Raw genomic sequence first — 21,491 nt, 5'->3', positions numbered from 1 at the left:
CTGGGCGCGCGACGGAGGGGGTCATGACAGTTCAGATCATTCTGCTGCCGCTGTTCATCCATGTGGCGCTGGTGCTTGCCGTGCTGCTGCGCGGCATCCGCGCCAGCGAGGTGACGGCGGACGGCGTGCGCGCCGTCTTCGCGGCGCTGCTGTTCTACACCCTCACCGCGCTCGCCTTGTTCACCCGCAAGGCGGACGTGGCGTTCGTGGTGCTGGCCTTCGTCTTCGTCGCCCTGCGCTTCATCGCCGCCTTCCCGCAGCTCCTTTCGCCGGCGGCGCGGGCCCGCGTGAGCCTCGATGTTGCGAGCCTCGCGGTGCTGGCGCTCGTGTGGGGCCTGTTCGCGCTCGCCATCCTGCTGAACATCTGAACGCGGCGCGGCGATTGACAGGAGGCGCCGGGCGCTAGAGGACAGGCGCTCCGCCCGCCGCGCTTCAGGTGACAGCCATGGACGACCCCGCCCGCCATCTCCATTCCGTCGGCGGCCACAAGGTGCTCTTCGTGATGGCAACCCGCCAGGAATACGGGCCGCATCTTCAGGCACGCATCGCGCCGCTCATCACCGGCGTCGGCCCGGTGGAGGCGGCGGTGGAGACGGCGCGCGCCCTCGCCGCGCTGGAACATCGCGACGCGGCGCCGGATCTCGTGGTCACGCTCGGCTCGGCCGGTTCGCGCCGGCTGGAGCATGCGGAGGTCTATCAGGTCGCGCGCGTCGCCTATCGCGACATGGACGCCTCCGCGCTCGGCTTCGAGAAGGGGCGCACGCCGTTCTTGGACGAGCCAGCGGAGATCGATCTGCCGCACCGCATCGCCGGCGTGCCTTCGGCCTCCCTCTCGACCGGCGGCGCCATCATCTCAGGCGCGGCCTATGACGCGATCGCGCAGGACATGGTGGACATGGAAAGCTTCGCGGTGCTGCGCGCCGCCCGCCGCCACGGCCGGCCGCTGATCGGCCTGCGCGGAATCTCCGACGGGCGCAGCGATATCGCCCGCTTTGAGGACTGGACCGAATACCTCCACATCGTCGACGAGAAGCTGGCGCGCGCGGTGGACCTGCTGACGGCGCAGCTGGCCGCCGGCGGGCTCGATGCCCTCGCTGCGGGCCGCCAGGACGCGGAGGTGCGCCGGTGATCCCCTCCGCCCGCATCTCCGCCGCCATCGAGGTCCTTGCCGACATCGCCGCGCGCCGCCGCCCGGCCGGCGAGGCGCTGAAGGACTGGGGCCTCGGCCACCGCTTTGCCGGCTCGGGCGACCGGGCCGCGATCGCCGGCCTGGTCTACGACACGCTGCGCCGGCGCGCGTCCGCGGCTCATGTGATGGGCTCCGAGACGCCGCGCGCTCTGGTGCTCGGCATGCTCGCCGTGATGCGCGGGCTCGATGCCGCCGCGATCGCCGCGCTGTGCTCCGGCGAGCGCTTCGCGCCCTCGCCGCTCTCGCCGGAAGAGCAGGCGCGCCTTGCCGCGCCGGACCTTTCCGGGGCGCCGCCCTTCGTGCAGGGCGACTATCCCCAGTGGCTCCACGCCTCGCTGCGCCACGTGTTCGCAGCGGATGCGGCGGAGGAGGGGCGTGCGCTCGCCGCCCGCGCTCCGCTCGACCTGCGCGTCAACACGCTGAAGGCCGAGCCGGACGCCGCGCGCGCCGCGCTCGCCCATCTCCACCCCGAGCCGGGGCGCTTCTCGCCGCTGGCGCTGCGCATCGTGCTCGATGCCGAGGGCAAGGCGCCGCCGGTCTCCGCCGAGCCCGCCTTCCTGAAGGGCGAGGTGGAGGTGCAGGACGAGGGCTCGCAGATCGCCGCCATCCTCGCCCGCCCCGCGCCGGGCGAGCAGGTGCTGGACCTGTGCGCCGGCGCCGGCGGCAAGACGCTCGAATTCGCCGCGCTGATGGACAATAAGGGCCAGATCTACGCCTACGATGCCGACATCCGCCGCCTGAAGCCGCTGCATGAGCGCGTGGCCCGCGCCGGGGTGCGCAACGTGCAGGTCAGGAGCCCGCGCGGCGCCGAGGACGTGCTCGGCGACCTGGAAGGGCGGATGGACCTGGTGCTGGTGGACGCCCCCTGCACCGGCACCGGCACCTGGCGGCGCAACCCCGACGCCAAGTGGCGCGTGCGCCCCGGCGCGCTCGCCCAGCGCATCGCCGAGCAGGCGAAGGTGCTGGAGCAGGCGGCCCACTATGTCCGCCCCGGCGGCCGGCTCGCTTACGTGACCTGCTCGTTGCTGGACGAGGAGAACGGCGCCCAGGTGCGCGCGCTGCTGGCCAAGCGCTCGGATTTCCACCCGATCGCGCCCACCGATGCCGCTCTGGCGCTCGGCGCCCAGGGGGCGGCTCTGGCCGCCGCCGCCCTCACCAGCCGCGAGGGCCTGCTGATGACGCCGCGCCGGACGGGGACGGACGGCTTCTTCGTGAGCGTGCTGCGCCGGGAGGGGTAGGGCTCGCTGACTGGACTCTAGAATTCAAGTGTCATTCGACCAAGGGTGCCTGGAAACTGAGCTTCGGGTTTTACGCGCCACTCGAATTCGACAACCGTCGGAACTTGAAGGCGATCTGCAATTTGAACGACAGCTCTCCAAGCAGAATTGGCATCCTGGCCTTGGACCGAAAAGTTGCCTTTAGAAACGTATCGATAGCCTTCATCGCCCTTGGCCCCTTCTGTCAAGTTGACGCTCGCGATCCGTCGCAGAGCTGCTACGCCGCCGAGTCGATCTGAAGCCAGAATCAAAATTGAATCCATAAGGCCGTTCCATGTTGGACTCGGTATGGATTCGTTCATGATTCTGGCCGCGGAAACTTTCGTATGTGTCAGGCTCGGTGGGTTCCGAGGGTCGAAGGATTCACGTTCGATGCGCGAATTGATTTGGTCATCGTCGCGCTTCTGTGGCGTGGATTTGCTCTCCCACGCCCGAAGAAGCTTTACGATCACTGATTCTGGCGTGTTGTCCACGAACGGCTCGGCTGCCGCCTGTAGGCGACGGTATGTGTCTTCCGACAATGCTATCGAGACGGGCACGACGGTCCTCCTGTCCTCCGTTATAATCATACGATACGCAATAATGGCCCCTGTCAAGCCGATACGGGGAGCGGCCTGGGACCTTTAGCGAGGGCGGGGCGTTAACCCACCGAACCGTGGTTAGAGATTGAGGGCGGTCCCATGGGTATCATCCGCGTCATAGTTCTCCTGTTGCTGGTGGTGGGCGGCTATTGGGCGTTCTACGTCTATGCCTCGTCCGAGCCCTATGACGAGATCGGCACCGCCATCAATTCCCGGCTGCCGGCCGATGCGCGGGCCTATTCCTGTGCCGAGCTGAAGAAGCGCCACGGCGCGGCGGCGGCCAATCCGCCGGCCGGGTGCGAGGGCTATTGGGCCAGCATCTGACACGGCCGCCCGCGGCCTGCTGCGGCGGGCCTCGGGCCGTGGTCGCGCCGAGGGCCTAGCCCCGCGGCGGCAATGGCGGTAGCAAGCGGCAATCAGGGCGCGCGGGGCGCGCCCGTCTTCCGCCCCGTCAGGCCCGAAGAGGACCGTCCATGCCGCTTTATTCCCTCGATGGCATCGCGCCAGAGCTTCCCGCCTCCGGCAATTACTGGATCGCGCCCGATGCGGTGCTGATCGGCCGCGTCATCCTGAAGGAGGGCGCGAGCGTCTGGTTCGGCTCGGTGCTGCGCGGCGACAACGAGCCCATCGTCATCGGCGAGGGCACGAACATTCAGGAGAACTGCGTCCTCCACACCGATCCGGGCTTCCCCATGACGCTCGCCGCCGGCGTCACCGTGGGCCACATGGCGATCCTGCATGGCTGCACGGTGGGCGAGGGCAGCCTCATCGGCATGGGCGCGACGCTGCTCAACGGCGCGGTGATCGGCCCGCGCAGCCTTGTCGGCTCCAACGCGCTCGTCACCGAGGGCAAGGTGTTCGAGGAGAATTCGCTGATCGTCGGCGCCCCGGCCAAGGCGGTGCGGCGCATCGATGCGGAAATGGCGGCGCGGGTCGCGCGCACGGCCGAGCACTACCAGCACAATTTCCAGCGCTATAAGAAGGGCCTGAAGCGGATCGACTGATCCCGCCCCGGTCCCGCCGTCAGCGGCCGGCGCCCACCACCGGCGGGGCGCCGCTGTCGCCGAGAGACACCCAGCGGGCCGGATGCGCCTGGGACTGGCGCTTCACGTAGCGATAGCCGGTCTCGCTCCAGGGCAGGATCTTTTCCTCCTGGTTGTCGAGCACCAGGTCGCCGTGGTCCGTCACCACGGTCAGCACCGCATGGCCGTCGCCGTTCTGGTCGCGCACCACGGTGATGAGCAGGACTGAGGCCGGCCAGCCGAGATTGAGCAGCAGGCGGCGCTTCTCCAGCACATAGTCCTCGCAGTCGCCCTTGCCGTCGTCGGGATAGGTCCAGCGTTCGGTCTCGCCGTAATGCTCAAGGTCGGTCACCGGCTCGACGCTGGCGTTCACCGAGGTGTTGGCCCGCTCCAGCTCGGCGCGGCGGCGCGCGTCGAGCCGCACCATGGCGACAACGGAGCCGGACGGGGCGCATTCGTGGGAATATTCGGCGCAGAACCGGGTGTAGCCGATGGGCGCGCTGGTGGCATGGCCTTCGGACAGGCTGCTCGGAAGGGCCGCAGGCACGGGGCTGGTGACGCGCAGGCTCAGGCGCTGGTCCTGGGCGGCGGCGCCGGTGGCGCCTGCCATCACCAGGAAGGCAGCCAGAAAAAATCGGACCAGGCGCTCGGGCATCGCGGGCATCCGCCAATCGTTAACGAGATCATAATGCCGCATCTCGGCCGCAATTGCCCCGTCAACCTTCCGTTAACCTTAACGGCCATCCCATACCGTGACCTCAAGGCCACAGCCGGTGCCTGCGCAGGTGATGCCTTGGCGTTGCTTGGTTTCGCGAAAATCCTGCGCGGCCGGGCCTGCGGCGGCCAGAGACCCGCGCAACCAACCGGGCGGGGACCCGGCGGCGTCCGCGCCACGCGCGCGCCTTTTTCCTTGCCGCCCCGACGGGCTGTGCCTATGTCGATGGCGTGCTTCACCGACCGCCCTTCGCCGATGCGCCCGGCCGCCAGCCGATCCTGAACGTGCCCGGCATCATCGCGGCGCTCACGTTGCTGATGATCGGCGTGCACGCGGTTCGCACCATGCTGCTGAGCGAGGCGGCCGACATCGAGGTGCTCACCTATTTCGCCTTCATCCCGGTGCGCTACAGCGTGCCGGAGGCGTTTGCCCTGCCCGACGGCATCGGCCCCCAGGCCTGGACCTTCGTCACCTATGCGCTGCTGCATGCCAACTGGCTGCATCTGGGCGTCAACCTCGTCTGGCTGCTCGCCTTCGGCACGCCGGTGGCGCGGCGCTTCGGCAACTGGCGCTTCGCGGTGTTCTGCGCGGTGACGGCGGCGGCGGGGGCGCTGGCCCACCTCGTCACCCATCCGGACGGGCTTATGCCGCTGGTGGGCGCCTCGGCCGCGGTCTCGGGCGCCATGGCGGCGGCGGTGCGCTTCGCCTTCGCACCCGGGGCGGCGCTGTCTCCCGACCGCAGCCGCCATGCGGACCACCAGCCGGCGGGCTCGCTGATCGAGAACTTCCGCGACGGGCGCGTCCTGGTGTTCGTCGGCGCCTGGGTGGCGCTCAATCTTCTGTTCGGCCTCGGCGTTTCCATGCCGGGCGTGGATGACGCGGAAGTGGCCTGGCAGGCCCATATCGGCGGCTTCGTCGCCGGCCTTCTGCTGTTCGCCCTGTTCGATCCGGTGCCGCGCCGCAGGATCGCCTGACGCCGCCCTCTGCCCCTCGGTAAAGTCGCGCCGCTGCGCTCTTGCGCCGCATCCTTTTGCGAGGGATCATTCCCGTTCGCATGAGGCGGCCCTTGGCGTGAAGGCCGGAGACAACCGGCGCCGCGCGGGCCGTGGGAAGGAGACCACGCCAATGACCATCAGCAGCATTCTCCAGGGCAAGGGCAAGGATATCGTCACCCTGACGCCCGAGGCCACGCTCGGCGATGCCGTGAAGAGCCTCGCCCAGCACCGCATCGGCGCCATCGTCGTGGTAGATCGGCGCATGGCGGTGGAGGGCATCGTCTCCGAGCGCGATGTGGTGCGCCTCATCAATGAGCGCGGCACCGCCGTGCTCGCGACCCCCGTGAGCGAGGTGATGACGCGCGCGGTCGTCACCTGCACGCCGGACGAGATCATCCCCGCCATCATGGAGCGCATGACGCGCGGCCGCTTCCGCCACGTCCCCGTGGTCGACGGCGACCGCCTGGTGGGCATCATCTCCATCGGCGACGTGGTGAAGCACCGCGTGGAGGAGATGGAGCGCGAAAGCGCCGCCCTGCGCGACTACATCATGACCGCCTGAAGCGGCCCCTGAACGCGAACGGGCCGGCGCAAGGCCGGCCCGCATTGCCGAGTAATGTGCAGGTCGCGCCGGGTCAGTTCACGCCGGGCTGGCGCACCACGCGCAGATAGGGCTTCACGGTCTTCCAGCCCTGCGGGAACTTCTCCTTGGCGGCCTCGTCCGACACCGAGGGAACGATGATGACGTCGTCGCCCTGCTTCCAGTCGACCGGGGTGGCCACGGCGTGCTGCGCGGTGAGCTGGAGCGAATCCACCACCCGCAGGATTTCCTGGAAATTGCGGCCCGTGCTCGCCGGATAGGTCAAGGTGAGCTTCAGCTTCTTGTCCGGCCCGATCACGAACACCGAGCGCACGGTGGCGGTGTCGCTCGCGTTCGGGTGGATCAGGTCGTAGAGGTCGGAGACCTTCTTGTCGTTGTCGGCGATGAGCGGGAAGTTCAGCTGCGCGCCGGTAGCGTCCTTGATGTCGGCCACCCAGGCCGGGTGGTTCTCGACCGAATCCACCGACAGGCCGATCACCTTCACGTTCCGCTTGTCGAACTCGGCCTTCAGGTGCGCCACCTGGCCGAGCTCAGTGGTGCAGACGGGGGTGAAGTTCTTCGGATGCGAGAACAGGATGCCCCAGCTGTTGCCGAGCCAGTCGTGAAACTTCACTTCGCCTTCGGTGGTCTGGGCCACGAAGTCCGGCACCGTGTCTCCAAGGCGCAAGGTCATTGGGGGTTTCTCCATTAAACTTAAAAATAATGTTGTATAGAAATTATACCGGCTCTGTCGTGCAAATCAATCGAAACCCGCACCCCTTGAAACGCCACGTGACCGGAGGCTTGCGCCGGTTTGGACGGGCTCAGGGGCGCGCGGGGTTCGGGAGGATGTCCGGCCAGCGCCGCAGAGATCGGGACCCGGCCCGTCATGCTGGCGCGTGGAGCGCCCGCGCCTTCTCGTAGAAGGCGATGTCATCCGCCAGCAGGTCCCGCAGGCGGCCGAGCCGGGCGGTGTCCGCATGGAGCGCCTCCACCATCTGGCGGTAGCCGGGATCGGGGTTGGGATTGGCCACGGGCAAGACGAGGCAGACCCCCGCCAGCGCCGACAGGCGCTCCATGTCGGCGCCCGCGCGGTCGTGGAAGCCGATGAAGTCCAGTTCGCCCAGGTCCACGCCGCGGAAGAACACCTGGCTGAAGCAGGTGCGCAGGAAGGGCAGGCGGGCGAAGGCGTCGAGCGTCAGGTTCTGCGCCAGCACATATTCGTGCAGCGCGTGGCCGGCACCCGGCCGGTTGCGCCAGAACGCATAATGCGAGACCAGCCGCTCCACCGGATCGCGCAGGAAGGTGACGCGCAGGCGCGCCTTCACGCCGCGATATTTGTGCATGTGGAAATGGCCGTGCACCACGCGAAAGCCGCGCAGCGCGCCGGGGGCCGCCTCGGCGCTGCGGGCGAGCCACCCGTCCGGATCGAGGTTCATGGGGGCGGCCGGATCGAGCGGACGGTCATCATAGTCCCGCCGGATGGAGCCGGCCCCGTAGGCCGCCTCGATCGCCCGAAAGAAGGACGTGCCGGCGCATTTGGGCACGTGCACGGAAATCATCTCAAGCTGCGTCATGTCGCGTCCCGCAGTGCGCGCGCGAGCCGGTCGCCCTGTCTCACGCCGCACCCGACAGCGTGCCGCCGAGCGCCCGGGCGATCAGGTCGCGCGTCTCGGCGATGCCGTAGATGGCGACGAACGAACCGAAGCGCGGCCCGCGCTCAAGCCCGAGCAGCACCTGGTAGAGGGTGTTGAACCACTCGATCGACACGCCCGGCCGTTCCTGCGTCGCGCCCTTGGCCTTGAAGTCCTGGTAGCGCGGGATCGGGCGGGCGACGTCGTAGAGCGCGTTCTGGATCTCGTCCGCGCTCGCGTTCGCCGGCAGCACGGCCAGCGCCGCGTCGAGCGCCTCCAGCGCGTTGCGCTCGACCGGGTCGGGCGCCCGGAATACCTTGCCCGGCTTCACGAAGTCGTGGAAGTACTTCACCGCATAGCCCACCAGCGCGGCGAGCTGGGGGTGGGTCTGCGCGGAGACGCCCGGAACGTGGCGCCGCAGGAAGCCCCACAGGACCTGCTCGTCCTCGGTGTTCGAGGCCGAGGCGAGGTTGAGCAGCATGGTGAAGGACACCGGCATGTCCACCTGCGGCGGATTGCCGGAATGGATGTGCCAGACCGGGTTGCCGAGGCGCAGCTTCCAGTCCTGCTGCGGGTAGCGCGCGAGGAACGCGTAATACTCGTCCACCGCCCGCGGGATGACGTCGAAGTGCAGCTTCTTGGCCGAGCGGGGCGACTGGAACATGTAGAGCGCGAGGCTCTCGGGGCTGGCATAGGTCAGCCACTCGTCGATGGTGAGACCGTTGCCCTTGGACTTGGAGATTTTCTGCCCCTTCTCGTCCAGGAACAGCTCGTAGACGAAGTGGTCCGGCGCGGTCCCGCCCAGGATTCGGCAGATCTTGTCGTAGATCGGCGCGTTGGTCTGGTGGTCCTTGCCGAACATCTCGAAGTCCACGTCGAGCGCCGCCCAGCGGGCGCCGAAGTCGGGCTTCCACTGCAGCTTCACCCGGCCGCCGGTGACGGGCAGGGTCAGCTCGGTGCCGTCCTCGTCGTCGAAGGTGATGGTGCCGGCCTTCGCGTCCACGTTCTTGAGCGGCACGTAGAGGACGCGCCCGGAGGTGGGCGAGATGGGCAAAAAGGGCGAATAGGTCGCCTGCCGCTCCTCGCCCAGGGTCGGCAGCATCACCTGCATGATGGCGTCATAGCGCTCCGCCACCTTCAGCAGCACGGCGTCGAGCTTGCCGGAGGTGTAGTAGTCGGTGGCGCTGGCGAACTCGTAGTCGAAGCCGAACGTGTCGAGGAAGCGCCGCAGCATGGCGTTGTTGTGCGCGCCGAAGCTCGGATAGTCGCCGCCGAAGGGGTTCGGCACCTTCGTGAGCGGCATCTGCAGATAGGGCCTCAGCGCCACCGGGTCCGGGACGTTGTCCGGAATCTTGCGCATGCCGTCCATGTCGTCCGAGAAGCACAGGAGGCGCGTCTTCACCTTGTCCTGCGTGAGGATGCGGAAGGCGTGGCGCACCATGGTGGTGCGCGCCACCTCGCCGAAGGTGCCGATATGGGGCAGGCCGGAGGGGCCGTAGCCGGTCTCGAACAGCACCTCGTCCTTTGGGTGCGTCTTCAGCCGCTCCACCAGCTTGCGCGCCTCCTCGAACGGCCAGGCGGACGCTGTCTCGGCGACACTCTTCAGCTCGGCGGCAAGTTCGGCGGGAATTGCGGACGCAGACGCGGCGTGGGACATTTCGATCTCCGGGAGACGGGCGAACTTAGGAATGAGCGCCGAATGCGTCAACGCGCGGGCGTCACGCGCCCGTGACGCCGCGTCGCTTGGACCTTGCCGCCGATGCGCGCTAATCTTCCCGCAGCTCCTCAAGGCCGGGGGGCAGGCAAGGGGAATTCAGGGCAGGCCATGGCCAAGACCTTTGAAGCCGGGACCTTCGAAGCCGGTGTCGCATCGCCGGCGCAGCCGTCGCGGGATGCCGCTGGCCGTCCGTCCCCGGCCTTCTCGACGCCGCTCGTCGTCTGGGCGACCGCGCTGTTCGGCGGCGCGCTGTTCGCGGCTGCGGTGCTTTTGTGGATGCGCAACGGCGTGTCCGTCTTCTTCGATACACTGACCGCCGGGATCGGCTCCTGCCTCTAGGCGGGTGCGCGCGGCGAACGAGGTCCCATGCCGTCTCCCGTAAAGCCTTCCGGCAAGCCGAAGCCCACCGGCGCGCCCGGCCGCAGCGCGCGCCTGCGCATCGTGGCGCTGTTTTCGGCCTTCCTGGCCGGTGCCGCGGTGCTCGTGGTGGCGGTGGGCCTGCTGCTGCCCGGCCCCACCCGCTCCACGGGGCAGGGGGTGGCCGCGGTGGGCGGCCCCTTCACCCTCGTCGACCAGAACGGCGCGACCGTCACCGAGGCGTCGCTGAAGGGCAAGCCTACGCTGATCTTCTTCGGCTTCACCCACTGCCCGGACGTGTGCCCGACCGCCTTGTTCGAGATGTCTGAGATCTTCGCCGCGCTCGGCCCCGACGCGAACCGGCTGCAGGCCTTCTTCGTCAGCGTCGATCCCGAGCGCGACACGCCGGAGGTGCTGAAATCCTATCTCGGCAGCTTCGCGCCCCAGCTTCGCGGCCTGTCCGGCACGCCGGAGCAGGTGGAGGCGATCAAGAAAGCGTACCGCGTCTATTCCCGCAAGGTGCCGCTGACCGGCGACGACTATACGATGGACCACACCGCCGTGGTCTATCTCATGGACAAGACCGGCATCTTCGCCGCGCCGTTCAACGCCAAGCGTCCTCCGGCCGAGGCCGCGGCCGAACTGAAGCGCTACTTCTGACGCGCGCCGCGGCGCGAGACGGCGTGCTCCGTCTTGCACCAGAAATGCGGACGGCGAAGCAGTTCCAGCACCGCCCGCCATGCCGCGACCGACAGCAGCAGCCAATAGAGCGGGATGGTCGCGAGCGTCGCGAGGCGCACCGGCAGGCCGCGCCGGGCGCAGCCGACGGCGGCGGACAGCGCCGCCGCCCCGTAGCCGGCGATCAGCGTGGTGTAGGCCAAGGCCGAGGCGGCGACCTCGGCCGGCGAGACACAGGGTGCGCCCAGCGCGCCGTGCCAGACGTCCCGCGCCAGCACCGCCACGAACACGGGATGCAGCAGCGCCGCGGCATAGGGGCCGGCGGTGAGCAGGAACAGCGCCGCCGTGGCGCCCGGCCCGAGGTCGCGGACCAAGGCGGCGGGATCGCGGCCGTGCACCATCAGGGTCTGCGCCCATCCCTTGAGCCAGCGGGTGCGCTGGCCGAGCCACGCGCCGATGCGGACGGGCGCCTCCTCCTGGGTGGCGGAGGCGATGACCAGCGTGCGCCAGCCGGCGCGGGCGAGGCGGACCCCGAGATCGGCGTCCTCGGTGACGTTGAACGGGTCCCAGGCGCCCACCCGCTCCAGCACGTCGCGGCGGAAATGGTTGGAGGTGCCGCCGAGCAGCACCGGCAGTCCGACCGCGCTCAGCAGCGGCAGCAGGACGTCGAACTGGGCGGCATATTCGGCCGCGAAATGGCCGCTGATCCAGCTTTCGGCCCCGTTGTCCACGGCGAGGCGCGCCTGGACGCAGGCGATGCCGGGGCCGCCGGCCCGGAAGGCGGCGAGCGCGCGCCGGAGCTGGTCCGGCTCGGGCGCATCCTCGGCGTCGTAGATCGCCACGAACTGGCCGCGGGCGAACGGCAGCGCCATGTTGAGCGCCTTCGGCTTGGTGCGCGGCCCGATGGCCGGCACGACCACCTGCGCGAACCGGGGCGGCAGCCTGCAGGCGGCGATGGCGGCGCGGGTCTCGCCGTCGTCCTCCTCCACCACCAGCTTGATGTCGAGCTTCTCGGGCGGATAGTCGAGCGCCGCGAGCGCCCGCGCGAGGCGCGGCACGCTCGCGGCTTCCCGGTAGAGCGGCACGAGGATGGAATAGAGCGGCAGGCCGCGGTCGTCCGCCGCCGCTGGCGGATCGGCCGGGCTGGGGCAGAGGCAGCCGGACAGGCGCAGCGCGATCCAGGCGAGAAACACCAGCGAGAGCGCGGCCTGCAGTGCCAGGAGAGCCGCGTCGGGCACCAGCACCAGCGCCAGCGCGGCAGGCAGTCCGAACAGGACGGCGCCGAAGGCGAGGGTTCGCGCCGGTCGCAGGGTCGCGGCGGAGCTGTCCGGCCGCGTGCGCAGCAGGTCGTAGGCGGCATCGTCGCACAGGCCTTCGCCGCAAGCGTCATGGATGCGCTGCGCCAGCGCGTCCGGCGCGGCGAGCCGCACCCGGCCGGCGAGGCCCGGGTCGGCGTCGAGCGCCCGGGCGAGGCGCCGCACCTGCCGGCCCGCCACCGCCCAGGTGAAGCGGGTGCGCCCGCCGGGCATGGGCTCCATGATGACCCCGGTGCGCAGCGCCGCCTTCGCCAGCGGTCCCTCGGGCATCGGCATGGCATCGAGATCGGCGACGCCGACGCCGAGGCGCTCGGCGATCATCTCCGCAGCCTCGGCTGCCGTCACGGTGCCTGCGGCGACCAGGACCTCGTCGCCGCCGACACCCAGGCGGCGGGCCCGCCGGGCGGCCGCGGCGAGAAGCGCGGGGGCCAGCACGTCCTTGAAAGGCGCAAGCTCCGGCGGCATAGGAAGGGCATGGGCAGGGCGGGAGACGATGGCGCGGGCTGCGTGACGGGACTCCTTCGCCCCCGCCGGGGCGCCCGAGGCGGCACCGGCCCATCGCTCGCCCATGGCCTTGCGGGCGCCGCGCGCCTCCCCCACCATGCGTCGCCCCCTCCGGCGCATTGCAATCTGAAGGTACAGCAGCCGCCATGGACAATCCATCCTCGATTCGGGTGCGACGGCCGGCGGCCACACGCTTTGCGACATTTCTCGCGACGCTGGTGCTGGTGGGGGCGGCCGTCGCCAGCGGCGTGGCGGCGCAGCCGGCCGCGCCGAACGGCAAGCCGGCGGCGGTCAAGGTGCCCAACTTCTGGAACGTGGAACGCCGCATCGAGCGTCCCGACGCGGCGCGCCTGCCCAAGACGCTGCGCTTCGTGACGGCGGACGACTATCCGCCGTTCAATTTCACCGGCGCCAATGACGCGCTCTCCGGCTTCAACGTGGACCTCGCGCGGGCCATCTGCGACGAGCTGGGCGCCTCCTGCACCATCGCCGCCGAGCCGTTCGACCAGATCGTCGGGGCGGTGGAGCAGGGCCGGGCGGATGCCGCCATCGCCGGCGTCGCCGCCACCCCGGCCTCGCGGACGGTCCTCGACTTCTCCGAGCGCTATCTCGGCACGCCCGCCCGCTTCGTCGGCCGCAGCGGCGCCGGCCCGGCGGACGCGACGCCCGAGATCGTCGCCTCCAAACGCGTCGGGGTGGTGGGGCGCACCGCCCACGAGGCCTATCTGCGCTCGTTCTTCAACGAGGCAGCGATCCGCACCTATGCCGACCTCAAGGGCGCCCAGGAGGCGCTGCGCAAGGGCGAGGTCGACCTCGTCTTCGGCGACGGCATCACGCTCGCCATCTGGCTCAACGGCACGGATTCGGGCGCCTGCTGCGCCTTCGTGGGCGGACCCTTCACCGAGAGCCGCTTCTTCGGCGACGGCTTCGCCGTGGCGGTCAGGGCCGGCAATGACGGGCTGCGCCACGCCATCGACTACGCGCTCCAGCGCATCTGGGAGAAGGGCGTCTACACCGACCTCTATCTGCGCTGGTTCCCGGTCTCGTTCTATTGAGGCCGGGCCCTGCCGTGCCGCGCGGCGGTTGACGCTTGCGGAGGCCGGGACTAAAGGATCGCGCATGTGCCACTTCGGACAAGGGAAGCCGGGCCTTCTTCCGGCGCAGCGGCGAATTTCTCGCCCGGTCGATACGCTCGGCCGGGTCTCCTGAACCGCATCCCTTCTGCTTCGACGCGCGCGCCGACGGCCCTGTTCGGGCCTTGCTCTCCTTCAGGCGCCCGCGGCCCGCTCCCGGAACCGGCCCAATGTCTTCGCACCCTTCGGCGCCCAGCGCGCCCCAGCCCCAGCCCCTCCACCGCCTGACCGTGGCGGCCGAGGCCGATCCCAACCTGCTCCTGCGCCTTCTGGAGCCGTTCGTGATCCACGACGTGCTGCCGAGCGCCGTCACCTGCGCCGCCGATGCCCGCGGCCTCTCGGCCACCCTGGACTTTTCCGCCGAGCCGGCGGTGGCCGAGCGGCTGCGCATGCGCCTCGCGGTGACGGTGGGCGTGCGCGCGGCCGAGCTTGCGCCCGTGCGCGCGCCGGCTTCGCGGGCCGCCTGAGCCGGACATGCTGGCCACCCTTGCCGACATCGCCGTCATCGTCCTTCCGGTGTTCGGCATGGTGGGGGTGGGCTTCCTGTCGGCGAATGTCGGGCTGATCTCCGACAAGGCGTCCGACGGGCTCGCGGAGTTCGTCTTCGGCCTCGCGGTGCCGGTGCTGATCTTTCGGACGCTGAGCGAGGCGAAGCTCCCCGATGCCCAGCCCTGGGGCTACTGGATCGCCTACTTCACCGGCGCGTTCCTGGTGTTCGGCCTCGCCATGGCCTATGCCCGCCTGGTGCTGAAGCGCGGCCATGTGGAGGCGGTGATCCAGGGCTTCACCGCCGGCCAGGCCAACACCGTGTTCGTCGGCGTGCCGCTGATCCTGAAGGCCTATGGCGAGGCGGGGGCGGTGCCGCTGTTCCTGCTCATCGCCATCCACCTGCCGGTGATGATGATTGCGGCCACGGTGATGCTGGAGGGCCAGGCCGGCTTTTCCCGCGCCAGCGTGATGCGGCTCGCCAAGGCGCTGGCGCTGAACCCGGTGCTGCTCGGCATCTATGTGGGCGGGATTTCGCGGCTCCTGGATTTCCAGGTGTCCGGGGTGCCGAAGCAATTGGTGGACATGCTGGCCGCGGCCGCGACGCCCTGCGCGCTGATCTCCCTCGGCCTGTCGCTGAAGCGCTACGGCATCCGCGGCCGGCTCGGGCCGGCCTCGGTGATCTGCGCGCTGAAGCTGATGGTGCATCCGCTGATCGTGCTGGCGCTGACGCTGGTGCTGCCCATGCCGCCCGTGTGGGCCGGCGTCGCCGTGCTGTTCGCAGCCATGCCGTGCGGCATCAACGGCTATCTGTTCGCCCAGCGCTACGGCGTGGAGGTGGGCACGGCGTCGAGCGCCGTATCGCTCTCCACAGTGCTCGCGGTCGTCACCATCGCCTTCTGGCTCTACGTGGCCGGCGTCGGCTGAAGGCCGAGGCGCCGGCGCAGCTCCGCCGGCGTCACGCCGGCCGCCCGCAGCGCGGCGAGGCCGTCGGCGCCCGCGCTCTTGGAGAGCTTCGCCCCGGCCGCGTCGCGGATCAGGCGGTGGTGGTGGTAGACCGGCTGCGGCAGGCCGAGGAGCCGTTGCAGCAGCACGTGCACCGCGGTGGCCTGGAACAGGTCCTCGCCGCGGATCACGTGGGTGATGCCCTGGGCCGCATCGTCCACCACCACGGAGAGATGGTAGCTGGTCGGCACGTCGCGCCGGGCGAGGATCACGTCGCCCCAGGCCTCGGGGGCCGCCGCCACGAGAGCGGCCGGTCCCTCCGGCAGCCCCTGCGCCTCGTGCCAGGCGAGCGGACCGCCCGCCGCCTCCACCGCAGCCGCCATGTGGAGCCGCAGCACGTGGGGCTCTCCTGCCGCGCGCCGGCGGGCGCGCGCCGCATCGGAAAGCCGCTTGCGCGCGAACGGGAGCAGCGGCACGCCGTCCGGATCGCGCGCGAGCGGCGCGCCGGCGGCGTCCTGCGCAGCGACGGCGCGGGCGATCTCGGCCCGGCTCTCGAAGGCGGGATAGACCAGACCCATGCCTTCCAGCCGCGCCAGCGCGGCCGCGTAGTCCGCCATGTGGGCCGACTGCCGGCGCGGCGGGGCGTCCGGCGGGGCGCCGATGAAGGCGAGGTCGTCGAGGATGGCGTCCGCGAATTCGGGTCGACACCGGGTGAGGTCGATGTCCTCCATGCGCACCAGATAGGTGCCGCCCATGCGGCGGGCGGCATCGTGGTTGACCAGAGCGGAGTAGGCATGGCCCAGATGCAGCCGCCCGTTGGGGCTCGGCGCGAAGCGGCAGACGAAGCGGCGCGGGGCCGGCGTCGTTCCTCTGTCGGCCTCCTGCGTCTCCACGGTGCGCGGCTCCCCTTTGCGCGGCGCGCCCGGCGGCGCCATGCTCGCGGCGTGAGCCATAGCATTTCCCACGGCGCCCCTCACCGGGCGGCAGCAGCCGGGCGGAGCCGATGAACGAGCCGATCCTCACCGACCAGCCGACGTTCGAGCGCGCGCTCGAGGCGCTGGTCGACCTCGACCCGCGCCTCGTGCCTCTGGTCGCGGAGGCGGGGCGCCCGACCCTGCGGCGCCGGGCACCGGGCTTTTCCGGGCTCGCCGCCATCGTCGTGGCGCAGCAGCTTTCGGTGGCGGCGGCGCGCTCCATCACCGCGCGGCTGGAGGCCCGGCTCGGCGGCACGATCGCCGCCGACGCGCTGCTGGCCGCCTCCGACGACGATCTGCGCGCCGCCGGCCTGTCGGCGCCGAAAATCCGCACGCTGCGCGGCATCGCCGGCGCGCTCGCGGCGGGCACCGTGGACCTTTCCCACGTGGACGCCATGGAGGCGGACGCCGCCGGAGCCTATCTCACCCGCCTGCCGGGCATCGGCCTGTGGAGCGCCGACATCTACCTGCTCTTCTGTCTCGGCCGGGGCGATGCATTCCCCGTGGGGGACCTGGCGCTGAAGGTGGCGGCGGGCGAGGCGCTCGGCCTGCCGGGCCGGTGCTCGGACCTCGGCCTGTTCGCCATCGCCGAGGACTGGCGGCCGCTGCGCGGCGTGGCGGCGCACCTCCTGTGGGCCTATTATGGCGCGCGCCGAGCCCGCCTCGGCGCCCCCGCCTGATCCTCCAGCCCCGGACGCTCCCATGGCCCTGCTCGACGGTCCCCGCCTCGCGCCGCGTTCCGGCGCCGCCGACGCCTTGGTGGTGCTGCTGCACGGTTATGGCGCCGACGGGCGCGACCTGATCGACATCGGCGCCGCGTTCGCCAATCTGCTGCCGGGCGCCGCCTTCGTCGCGCCCCATGCGCCGGAGCCCTGCGCCGAGGAGCCGGTGGGGCGGCAATGGTTTCCGCTCACCTTCCGCGATCCGCATGAGCTGGCCCGCGGCACGCAGGCCGCCTGGCCGACGCTGCGCGCCTTCCTCGACAGCGAACTGACGGCGCTGCGCCTTCCGGCGTCCCGCCTCGCGCTGCTCGGCTTCAGCCAGGGGGCAATGATGGCGCTGCATGCGGCGACCGCCCAAGGGGGCGCGCGCCCGGCGGCGGTGGTCGGCTGCTCGGGCTTGTGGGCACAGCTTCAGAACCCGCCCGAGGCGATCGACCGCCCGCCGCCGCTGCTCCTGGTCCATGGGGCGCAGGACGAGCTGATCCCGGTCTCGGCCATGTTCGCAAGCGCGCAGGCGCTGGCCGCGGCCGGCGCGCCGGTGGAGTGGCACATGTGCCCCGACCTCGGCCACGGCATTGACGAGGCCGGGCTTTTCCACGCCGGCGCGTTCCTGGCGGAGGCCCTCGGGCGCCGCCCGCGGCGTGCTTCACAAGAATGACACTGTCCATATAGAGTATCGCGGCGCGCCGGACCCGGGTGTCGTGATTCGGTGCGGCGAGGCGAGGAGTTCCGTCCTTGACCACGGCTTTGTCACCAGGGGCTTGGCCAGCGCTCGTGCTCAATGCGGACTACCGTCCCTTGAGCTATTACCCGCTGTCCGTCTGGTGCTGGCAGGATGCCATCAAGGCTGTCTTCCTCGACCGGGTGAACATCGTCGAATACTACGACAAGGCGGTACGAAGTCCGGGCTTCGAGATCCGCCTGCCGAGCGTGGTCTCGCTCAGAACCTTCGTGAAGCCGACCCGCCACCCCGCCTTCACCCGCTTCAACGTCTTCCTGCGCGACCGCTTCTCCTGCCAGTATTGCGGCTCGCGCGACGATCTCACCTTCGACCATCTCATCCCGCGCTCCCGCGGTGGCCAGACCACCTGGGAAAACGTGGTCGCCGCCTGCTCGCCCTGCAATCTGCGCAAGGGCGGCCACATGCCGGGCGACGTGGGGATGTGGCCGGCGCAGATGCCGTTCCAGCCCTCCGTGCAGGACCTGCACCAGAACGGGCGCCACTTCCCGCCCAACTACCTGCACGAGAGCTGGCTCGATTACCTCTACTGGGACACCGAACTCGACCCCTGAGCGGCGCTGCCCGTCAGGCGTCCTTGCGGCGTGATGTCGCGCCGGCGAGCGCGCAGAGGGCGAGCGCCGCGGCGATCAGCGCGTTCCATCCCGCCATGGAGAGGCCGAACAGGCGCCACGCCGCCTCGTCGCAGCGCGGCACGTGGGCGCCCTTGATGGCGGAGAGGATGCTGCCGGTGGTGGCGGCGGGCGCGCCGGTGCACGAGGTGGGGCCGGGCCAGAAGCGCCACTCGACGCCCGCATGGAAGCTCGCGAGGCCCACATTGGCGAGCATCAGCAGGAACAGCACGCCCATGAGTGCCCGCGCCGTGCCGGTGCGGCCGGTCTGCGCCGCGCCGAAGGCGAGAAGCGCCAGCGGCACGCCGACATAATAGGGAATGCGCTGGTCGAGGCAGAGCGGGCAGGGCGCCAGCCCGACCACCAGCTGGAAATACCACGCGGCCGCGAGCGCAAGGGCGGAGCCTGCGGCGACGAGCAGCGCAGCTTGGGAGGGTGTGCCGGTGGAGCCCAAGGGCATGGTCCTTCTCAGCGATCTGGGCGGCCGCCATCGGGGCGCCGCCCGCCGCCGCCATAGCGCGCCGCCGCCCGCGCGTCCACGGGCGAGGCGGGGGGCTGACCGGTCAATGTGGCGTGATACAGGGGCAGTCAAGCGGCGCTGCCGCAGGCCGAGCCGCGCGGATATTCACCAGCCGGCCATGCACTTTAGACTTATTATCGTAATAGCCCGTCGGTATGGAATTGGGGTCTACGATCCGGTATAAATCGAAGCTGGTCTTCGGAGGCATTCGCATTGCGTTTCGTCTCCGGCGGCATATTTTGGTGGTAGCTGCGAAGATTGTAGACCGAAATGAGCGAGATGCCCCGATTCCGAACCGCCTTCGGCTCCCCCATTGCCTCGGGGACCGAGGCTGTCGAGGACCACGTGCTGCCGGTGGCGCAATTGCGCGACATCTCCACCGCACGCCGCACGGGCTGTCCTTTCCATGACGTGCGCGAGATGCTGCGCGAGGTCGGGCTGCGTCCCACCCGCCAGCGGCTGGCGCTCGGCTGGCTGCTGTTCGCCAAGGGCGACCGGCACGTGACCGCGGAAATCCTCCATGAGGAGGCCATCAAGGCCCGCTTCCCGGTCTCTCTGGCCACCGTCTACAACACGCTGCACCAGTTCACGGAGGTCAGCCTCCTGCGCGAAGTGGCCGTGGACGGCTCCAAGACCTATTTCGACACCAACGCCTCCGACCATCACCATTTCTACCTCGAAGGCCACAACGAGCTGCTCGACATTCCCGCCCAGCAGGTGGGCGTGGACCGGCTGCCCGAGGCGCCCGAGGGCTACGAGGTGGCGCGGGTGGACGTTGTGGTTCGGCTGCGCCGCAAGACCTCGAAGTCCTGACCCGGCAGCAAGGGCGCCGCGCCCGGGCGAGGGGCGGCGAAGGGTCATGCGCGCGCTGCACGCAGGCATGACGATCATCTCAAATACGATCATCTCAGAGACGGTCCTCCCCGAGGCGGGCATCTCAGAGGGCGGGCGCATCCGGCGCTGAACCGCCGTTCGAGGTCGAGGCCGCGCCCCAGCACTTCACGCAAGACACCATGCGCCGCTTCAATGCCGGCTGCGCCACCGCGCCGACCGCGATGATGCCCTGCGCGGCCCCCCGCAGGCGCTGATCTTGTCCGTATCCCGGACGGGGGCGCCTTCGCTCAGCGGGGGCTTCAGATGGTCCGCAGCGGCTTCTCCAGCACGGCGAGCACGCGCGGCAGCTCATGGCCGCGCTTGAGGATCAGCCCAGTCTGCGACACCACCGCATAGGCGCCCTGGCGGCGGGCGAGGTGCGGGTCCTTCTCGATGCGGTAGAGCGGCACGTCCAGCGCGCGCCGGAAGATGGAGAACACCGCCTTGTCGCGGGTGAAGTCGATGGCGTAGTCGCGCCATTCGCCGAGCGCCACCATGCGGCCGTAGAGGTCGAGGATGCGGTCCAGCTCCCGGCGGTCGAAGGTGACGCGGACCGGCGCGGAAGCGCTGGTGGGCGCGGCCGGCGCCGCGGGGGCCGGCCGCTTGGAGTCCGGATATCGTATGGGTTCGACGTCTCCCATCGGGCCTCCCTTTCCCGGCGCTGTTCGCGATCGACGCAGTCGCGCCTGGACCGTCATGATTGCCGGCCCGCCCCCGCCTTTCAAGGGCATTCCGTAGCCGGCTGTGCCGCGCGGCCGCTGGCGGCCGCGGCGGGGGGATCACGCCAACGTCAATGGAATCACAGTCTCGCCGGAATTCGAACAACCGCACGCCAACGGGCCGGGCGATCTTCATACCCGTAGCAGGGCCGGTTCGCGAGGCGCTCCGACCTATCCCAGCCCCCCAGCCCCCGGGGCGCGCGCGAGCCGGCCACTGCTACGCACCGTTTCTATCCAGACCCCCGAAGGCCGCCGAAAGGCGGCCTCTTTTTTTGCGCGCGCGACAGCACGGGCAGCGAGATCCGGGGCGGCCCATGTCGCGCGGGATAGAGCGGGAAGGGCGGAAACTAGTTCAGCGGCACCATGGCGGCGCCGAGAATGCGGCCGGGGGCATCGATCGGGCCGGCCTGAACCAGGATGGCGACCGCATCGACGCCATCGCGCCGCAGCTCGGCGACCGGAACGTTCAGCGCCAGGCTTCTCCCATCCCAGCTGCCGAGGCGGACCCAGCCGCGCACCACATTGGAATAGGTGGCGTTGCGTCCGCCGTTCTCGCCGCGGCCGATGGCAACCTGCTGGCTGGAGCTCACCGGACAGGCCCACACGATCGCGGCGACGGGCTCCTCGGCTGCGCCGATCCGCACCTCGATGGCGTCGCCCGCGCGTTCCACGTCGAGCGGGACCTTCGGCTGCGCCGCGCCGCGCGCCGCCAGCACCGCGCGATGCACCGCCGCACGGTCGCTGCCCTTGGCGGCGAACTGCCCGTCCACGACCACCTGCGGGGTATAGACCTTCCGGTCCGGCCGCATCTCGGCATAGGCCTTCTGGCGCAGGGAATGGCCGTGGAGGGCGAGGGTGTCCTTCCAGCCGATATAGTCCCAATAGTCCACCGACAGCGACAGCGCGATCACCTGCGGGTCCTTGGCCAGCTCGCCAAGGAGCACGTCCGCCGGCGGGCAGGAGGCGCAGCCCTGGCTGGTGAACAGCTCCACCACCACCTTGTGCGGGCTGGCAGCCTTGGCCTGTGCGCTCTGGCCGGTCGCCTGCTGCCCCGTGCCCTGAGCCAACGCCGCGCCACCGAAGGCGAGGAGCGCGACCAGCGCGAGCGGGAGGGCGGGCTTATGGAGCATGAAGACGATCGCGCCGGTTCGAGGTGGTCGGGTGGAAAGGGGATAACGGAGCCGAGGGGGCGGAACCAGTCACA

The 21,491-nt window shown here is 70.3% G+C and carries 26 protein-coding genes; 16 read left to right on the top strand and 10 right to left on the bottom strand.

From position 1 onward, the window contains the following. Window positions 1–23 precede the first annotated feature (23 nt). The 3 genes from D9R14_RS09710 (at window position 24) to D9R14_RS09700 (ending at window position 2,427) form a co-directional block, all read left to right on the top strand. Window positions 24–368 (top strand): hypothetical protein, encoded by a 345-nt coding sequence (locus D9R14_RS09710; RefSeq protein WP_121623115.1) that lies wholly within the window; start codon window positions 24–26, stop codon window positions 366–368. Window positions 369–445: 77 nt separating this feature from the next. Next, window positions 446–1,129, top strand: a complete 684-nt coding sequence (locus D9R14_RS09705) for a 5'-methylthioadenosine/S-adenosylhomocysteine nucleosidase (protein WP_121623114.1) — start codon at window positions 446–448, stop codon at window positions 1,127–1,129. After that, window positions 1,126–2,427 carry an RsmB/NOP family class I SAM-dependent RNA methyltransferase gene (locus D9R14_RS09700; RefSeq protein WP_121623113.1) on the top strand — a complete coding sequence of 434 codons (1,302 nt, stop codon included), beginning with the start codon at window positions 1,126–1,128 and terminating at the stop codon, window positions 2,425–2,427. Before D9R14_RS09705 ends, D9R14_RS09700 begins: the two co-directional genes overlap by 4 nt. Window positions 2,428–2,444: 17 nt before the next feature. Here D9R14_RS09700 and D9R14_RS22895 read toward each other — a convergent pair whose 3' ends face one another. Then, window positions 2,445–3,005: a T4SS efffector SepA family protein gene (locus D9R14_RS22895; protein ID WP_147452996.1), complete on the bottom strand. Its 561-nt coding sequence runs from the start codon at window positions 3,003–3,005 to the stop codon at window positions 2,445–2,447. Window positions 3,006–3,146: 141 nt separating this feature from the next. Between D9R14_RS22895 and D9R14_RS09695 the strand changes: the two genes are divergently transcribed. Together D9R14_RS09695 and D9R14_RS09690 are read left to right on the top strand one after the other, a co-directional pair. Beyond that, on the top strand, window positions 3,147–3,371 hold the full coding sequence (locus D9R14_RS09695; protein WP_121623112.1) for a hypothetical protein: 225 nt from the start codon (window positions 3,147–3,149) through the stop codon (window positions 3,369–3,371). Between the two features lie 149 nt (window positions 3,372–3,520). Continuing rightward, window positions 3,521–4,051 (top strand): gamma carbonic anhydrase family protein, encoded by a 531-nt coding sequence (locus D9R14_RS09690; protein WP_121623111.1) that lies wholly within the window; start codon window positions 3,521–3,523, stop codon window positions 4,049–4,051. A gap of 19 nt (window positions 4,052–4,070) precedes the next feature. Here D9R14_RS09690 and D9R14_RS09685 read toward each other — a convergent pair whose 3' ends face one another. Then, window positions 4,071–4,724, bottom strand: a complete 654-nt coding sequence (locus D9R14_RS09685; RefSeq protein ID WP_121623110.1) for a transglutaminase-like cysteine peptidase — start codon at window positions 4,722–4,724, stop codon at window positions 4,071–4,073. Between the two features lie 290 nt (window positions 4,725–5,014). On the opposite strand from D9R14_RS09685, the gene D9R14_RS09680 reads away from it, so the two are divergent. Together D9R14_RS09680 and D9R14_RS09675 are read left to right on the top strand one after the other, a co-directional pair. Next, the gene (locus tag D9R14_RS09680; RefSeq protein ID WP_245420679.1) at window positions 5,015–5,758 is read left to right on the top strand and encodes a rhomboid family intramembrane serine protease; all 744 of its coding nucleotides are present in this window, start codon (window positions 5,015–5,017) and stop codon (window positions 5,756–5,758) included. Window positions 5,759–5,909: 151 nt separating this feature from the next. After that, window positions 5,910–6,341: a CBS domain-containing protein gene (locus tag D9R14_RS09675; protein WP_121623109.1), complete on the top strand. Its 432-nt coding sequence runs from the start codon at window positions 5,910–5,912 to the stop codon at window positions 6,339–6,341. 73 nt (window positions 6,342–6,414) lie between these two features. Here the strand turns inward: D9R14_RS09675 and D9R14_RS09670 are convergent, their stop codons facing one another. The 3 genes from D9R14_RS09670 to D9R14_RS09660 form a co-directional block, all read right to left on the bottom strand. Further along, complete coding sequence (locus D9R14_RS09670) at window positions 6,415–7,053, bottom strand: peroxiredoxin (protein WP_121623108.1); 639 nt, start codon at window positions 7,051–7,053, stop codon at window positions 6,415–6,417. 193 nt (window positions 7,054–7,246) lie between these two features. Then, window positions 7,247–7,936, bottom strand: coding sequence for a sulfotransferase family 2 domain-containing protein (locus D9R14_RS09665; RefSeq protein ID WP_121623107.1), 690 nt, complete (start codon window positions 7,934–7,936; stop codon window positions 7,247–7,249). A gap of 40 nt (window positions 7,937–7,976) precedes the next feature. Beyond that, complete coding sequence (locus D9R14_RS09660; protein ID WP_121623106.1) at window positions 7,977–9,650, bottom strand: lysine--tRNA ligase; 1,674 nt, start codon at window positions 9,648–9,650, stop codon at window positions 7,977–7,979. Between the two features lie 168 nt (window positions 9,651–9,818). On the opposite strand from D9R14_RS09660, the gene D9R14_RS09655 reads away from it, so the two are divergent. Both D9R14_RS09655 and D9R14_RS09650 read left to right on the top strand, forming a co-directional pair. Further along, entirely contained in the window at window positions 9,819–10,049 is a 231-nt protein-coding gene (locus tag D9R14_RS09655) for a hypothetical protein (RefSeq protein ID WP_121623105.1), read from the top strand. 27 nt (window positions 10,050–10,076) lie between these two features. Beyond that, complete coding sequence (locus tag D9R14_RS09650) at window positions 10,077–10,727, top strand: SCO family protein (protein WP_121623104.1); 651 nt, start codon at window positions 10,077–10,079, stop codon at window positions 10,725–10,727. Here D9R14_RS09650 and D9R14_RS09645 read toward each other — a convergent pair. Continuing rightward, the gene (locus tag D9R14_RS09645) at window positions 10,718–12,664 is read right to left on the bottom strand and encodes a glycosyltransferase (protein WP_170168562.1); all 1,947 of its coding nucleotides are present in this window, start codon (window positions 12,662–12,664) and stop codon (window positions 10,718–10,720) included. The two genes, D9R14_RS09650 and D9R14_RS09645, sit on opposite strands and share 10 nt — an antisense overlap. 47 nt (window positions 12,665–12,711) lie before the next feature. Here D9R14_RS09645 and D9R14_RS09640 point away from each other — a divergent pair, with 47 nt between their 5' ends. From D9R14_RS09640 to D9R14_RS09630, 3 genes are all read left to right on the top strand, one after another. Further along, complete coding sequence (locus tag D9R14_RS09640) at window positions 12,712–13,620, top strand: transporter substrate-binding domain-containing protein (protein WP_121623182.1); 909 nt, start codon at window positions 12,712–12,714, stop codon at window positions 13,618–13,620. 248 nt (window positions 13,621–13,868) lie between these two features. Further along, window positions 13,869–14,165 carry a hypothetical protein gene (locus D9R14_RS09635; RefSeq protein ID WP_121623102.1) on the top strand — a complete coding sequence of 99 codons (297 nt, stop codon included), beginning with the start codon at window positions 13,869–13,871 and terminating at the stop codon, window positions 14,163–14,165. Between the two features lie 7 nt (window positions 14,166–14,172). Then, window positions 14,173–15,111: an AEC family transporter gene (locus D9R14_RS09630; protein WP_121623101.1), complete on the top strand. Its 939-nt coding sequence runs from the start codon at window positions 14,173–14,175 to the stop codon at window positions 15,109–15,111. Here D9R14_RS09630 and gluQRS read toward each other — a convergent pair. Next, on the bottom strand, window positions 15,090–16,082 hold the full coding sequence (gluQRS, locus tag D9R14_RS09625; RefSeq protein WP_245420677.1) for a tRNA glutamyl-Q(34) synthetase GluQRS: 993 nt from the start codon (window positions 16,080–16,082) through the stop codon (window positions 15,090–15,092). The two genes, D9R14_RS09630 and gluQRS, sit on opposite strands and share 22 nt — an antisense overlap. A gap of 50 nt (window positions 16,083–16,132) precedes the next feature. Between gluQRS and D9R14_RS09620 the strand changes: the two genes are divergently transcribed. The 3 genes from D9R14_RS09620 (at window position 16,133) to D9R14_RS09610 (ending at window position 18,118) form a co-directional block, all read left to right on the top strand. Next, on the top strand, window positions 16,133–16,783 hold the full coding sequence (locus D9R14_RS09620) for a DNA-3-methyladenine glycosylase family protein (protein WP_121623100.1): 651 nt from the start codon (window positions 16,133–16,135) through the stop codon (window positions 16,781–16,783). 22 nt (window positions 16,784–16,805) lie between these two features. Then, complete coding sequence (locus tag D9R14_RS09615; RefSeq protein ID WP_121623099.1) at window positions 16,806–17,483, top strand: alpha/beta hydrolase; 678 nt, start codon at window positions 16,806–16,808, stop codon at window positions 17,481–17,483. Between the two features lie 77 nt (window positions 17,484–17,560). Next, entirely contained in the window at window positions 17,561–18,118 is a 558-nt protein-coding gene (locus tag D9R14_RS09610; protein ID WP_121623098.1) for an HNH endonuclease, read from the top strand. Between the two features lie 13 nt (window positions 18,119–18,131). On the opposite strand, the gene D9R14_RS09605 is transcribed toward D9R14_RS09610, so the two are convergent. Then, entirely contained in the window at window positions 18,132–18,635 is a 504-nt protein-coding gene (locus D9R14_RS09605) for a disulfide bond formation protein B (RefSeq protein WP_121623097.1), read from the bottom strand. A 339-nt stretch (window positions 18,636–18,974) separates the two neighbouring features. On the opposite strand from D9R14_RS09605, the gene irrA reads away from it, so the two are divergent. After that, window positions 18,975–19,508, top strand: a complete 534-nt coding sequence (gene irrA, locus D9R14_RS09600; protein ID WP_121623180.1) for an iron response transcriptional regulator IrrA — start codon at window positions 18,975–18,977, stop codon at window positions 19,506–19,508. Window positions 19,509–19,828: 320 nt separating this feature from the next. On the opposite strand, the gene D9R14_RS09595 is transcribed toward irrA, so the two are convergent. Then, window positions 19,829–20,209 (bottom strand): DUF2794 domain-containing protein, encoded by a 381-nt coding sequence (locus D9R14_RS09595; protein ID WP_121623096.1) that lies wholly within the window; start codon window positions 20,207–20,209, stop codon window positions 19,829–19,831. 425 nt (window positions 20,210–20,634) lie between these two features. Next, a complete protein-coding gene (locus D9R14_RS09590) occupies window positions 20,635–21,417 on the bottom strand; it encodes a DUF1223 domain-containing protein (RefSeq protein WP_121623095.1) in 783 nt (260 codons plus the stop codon). Window positions 21,418–21,491 lie beyond the last annotated feature (74 nt).

Origin of the sequence: Xanthobacter tagetidis (assembly GCF_003667445.1) — a bacterium.
GTDB classification, from domain to species: domain Bacteria; phylum Pseudomonadota; class Alphaproteobacteria; order Rhizobiales; family Xanthobacteraceae; genus Xanthobacter; species Xanthobacter tagetidis.
The sequence above is the reverse complement of the archived record's forward strand: the minus strand, read 5'-3'. Positions and strand labels throughout refer to the sequence as shown.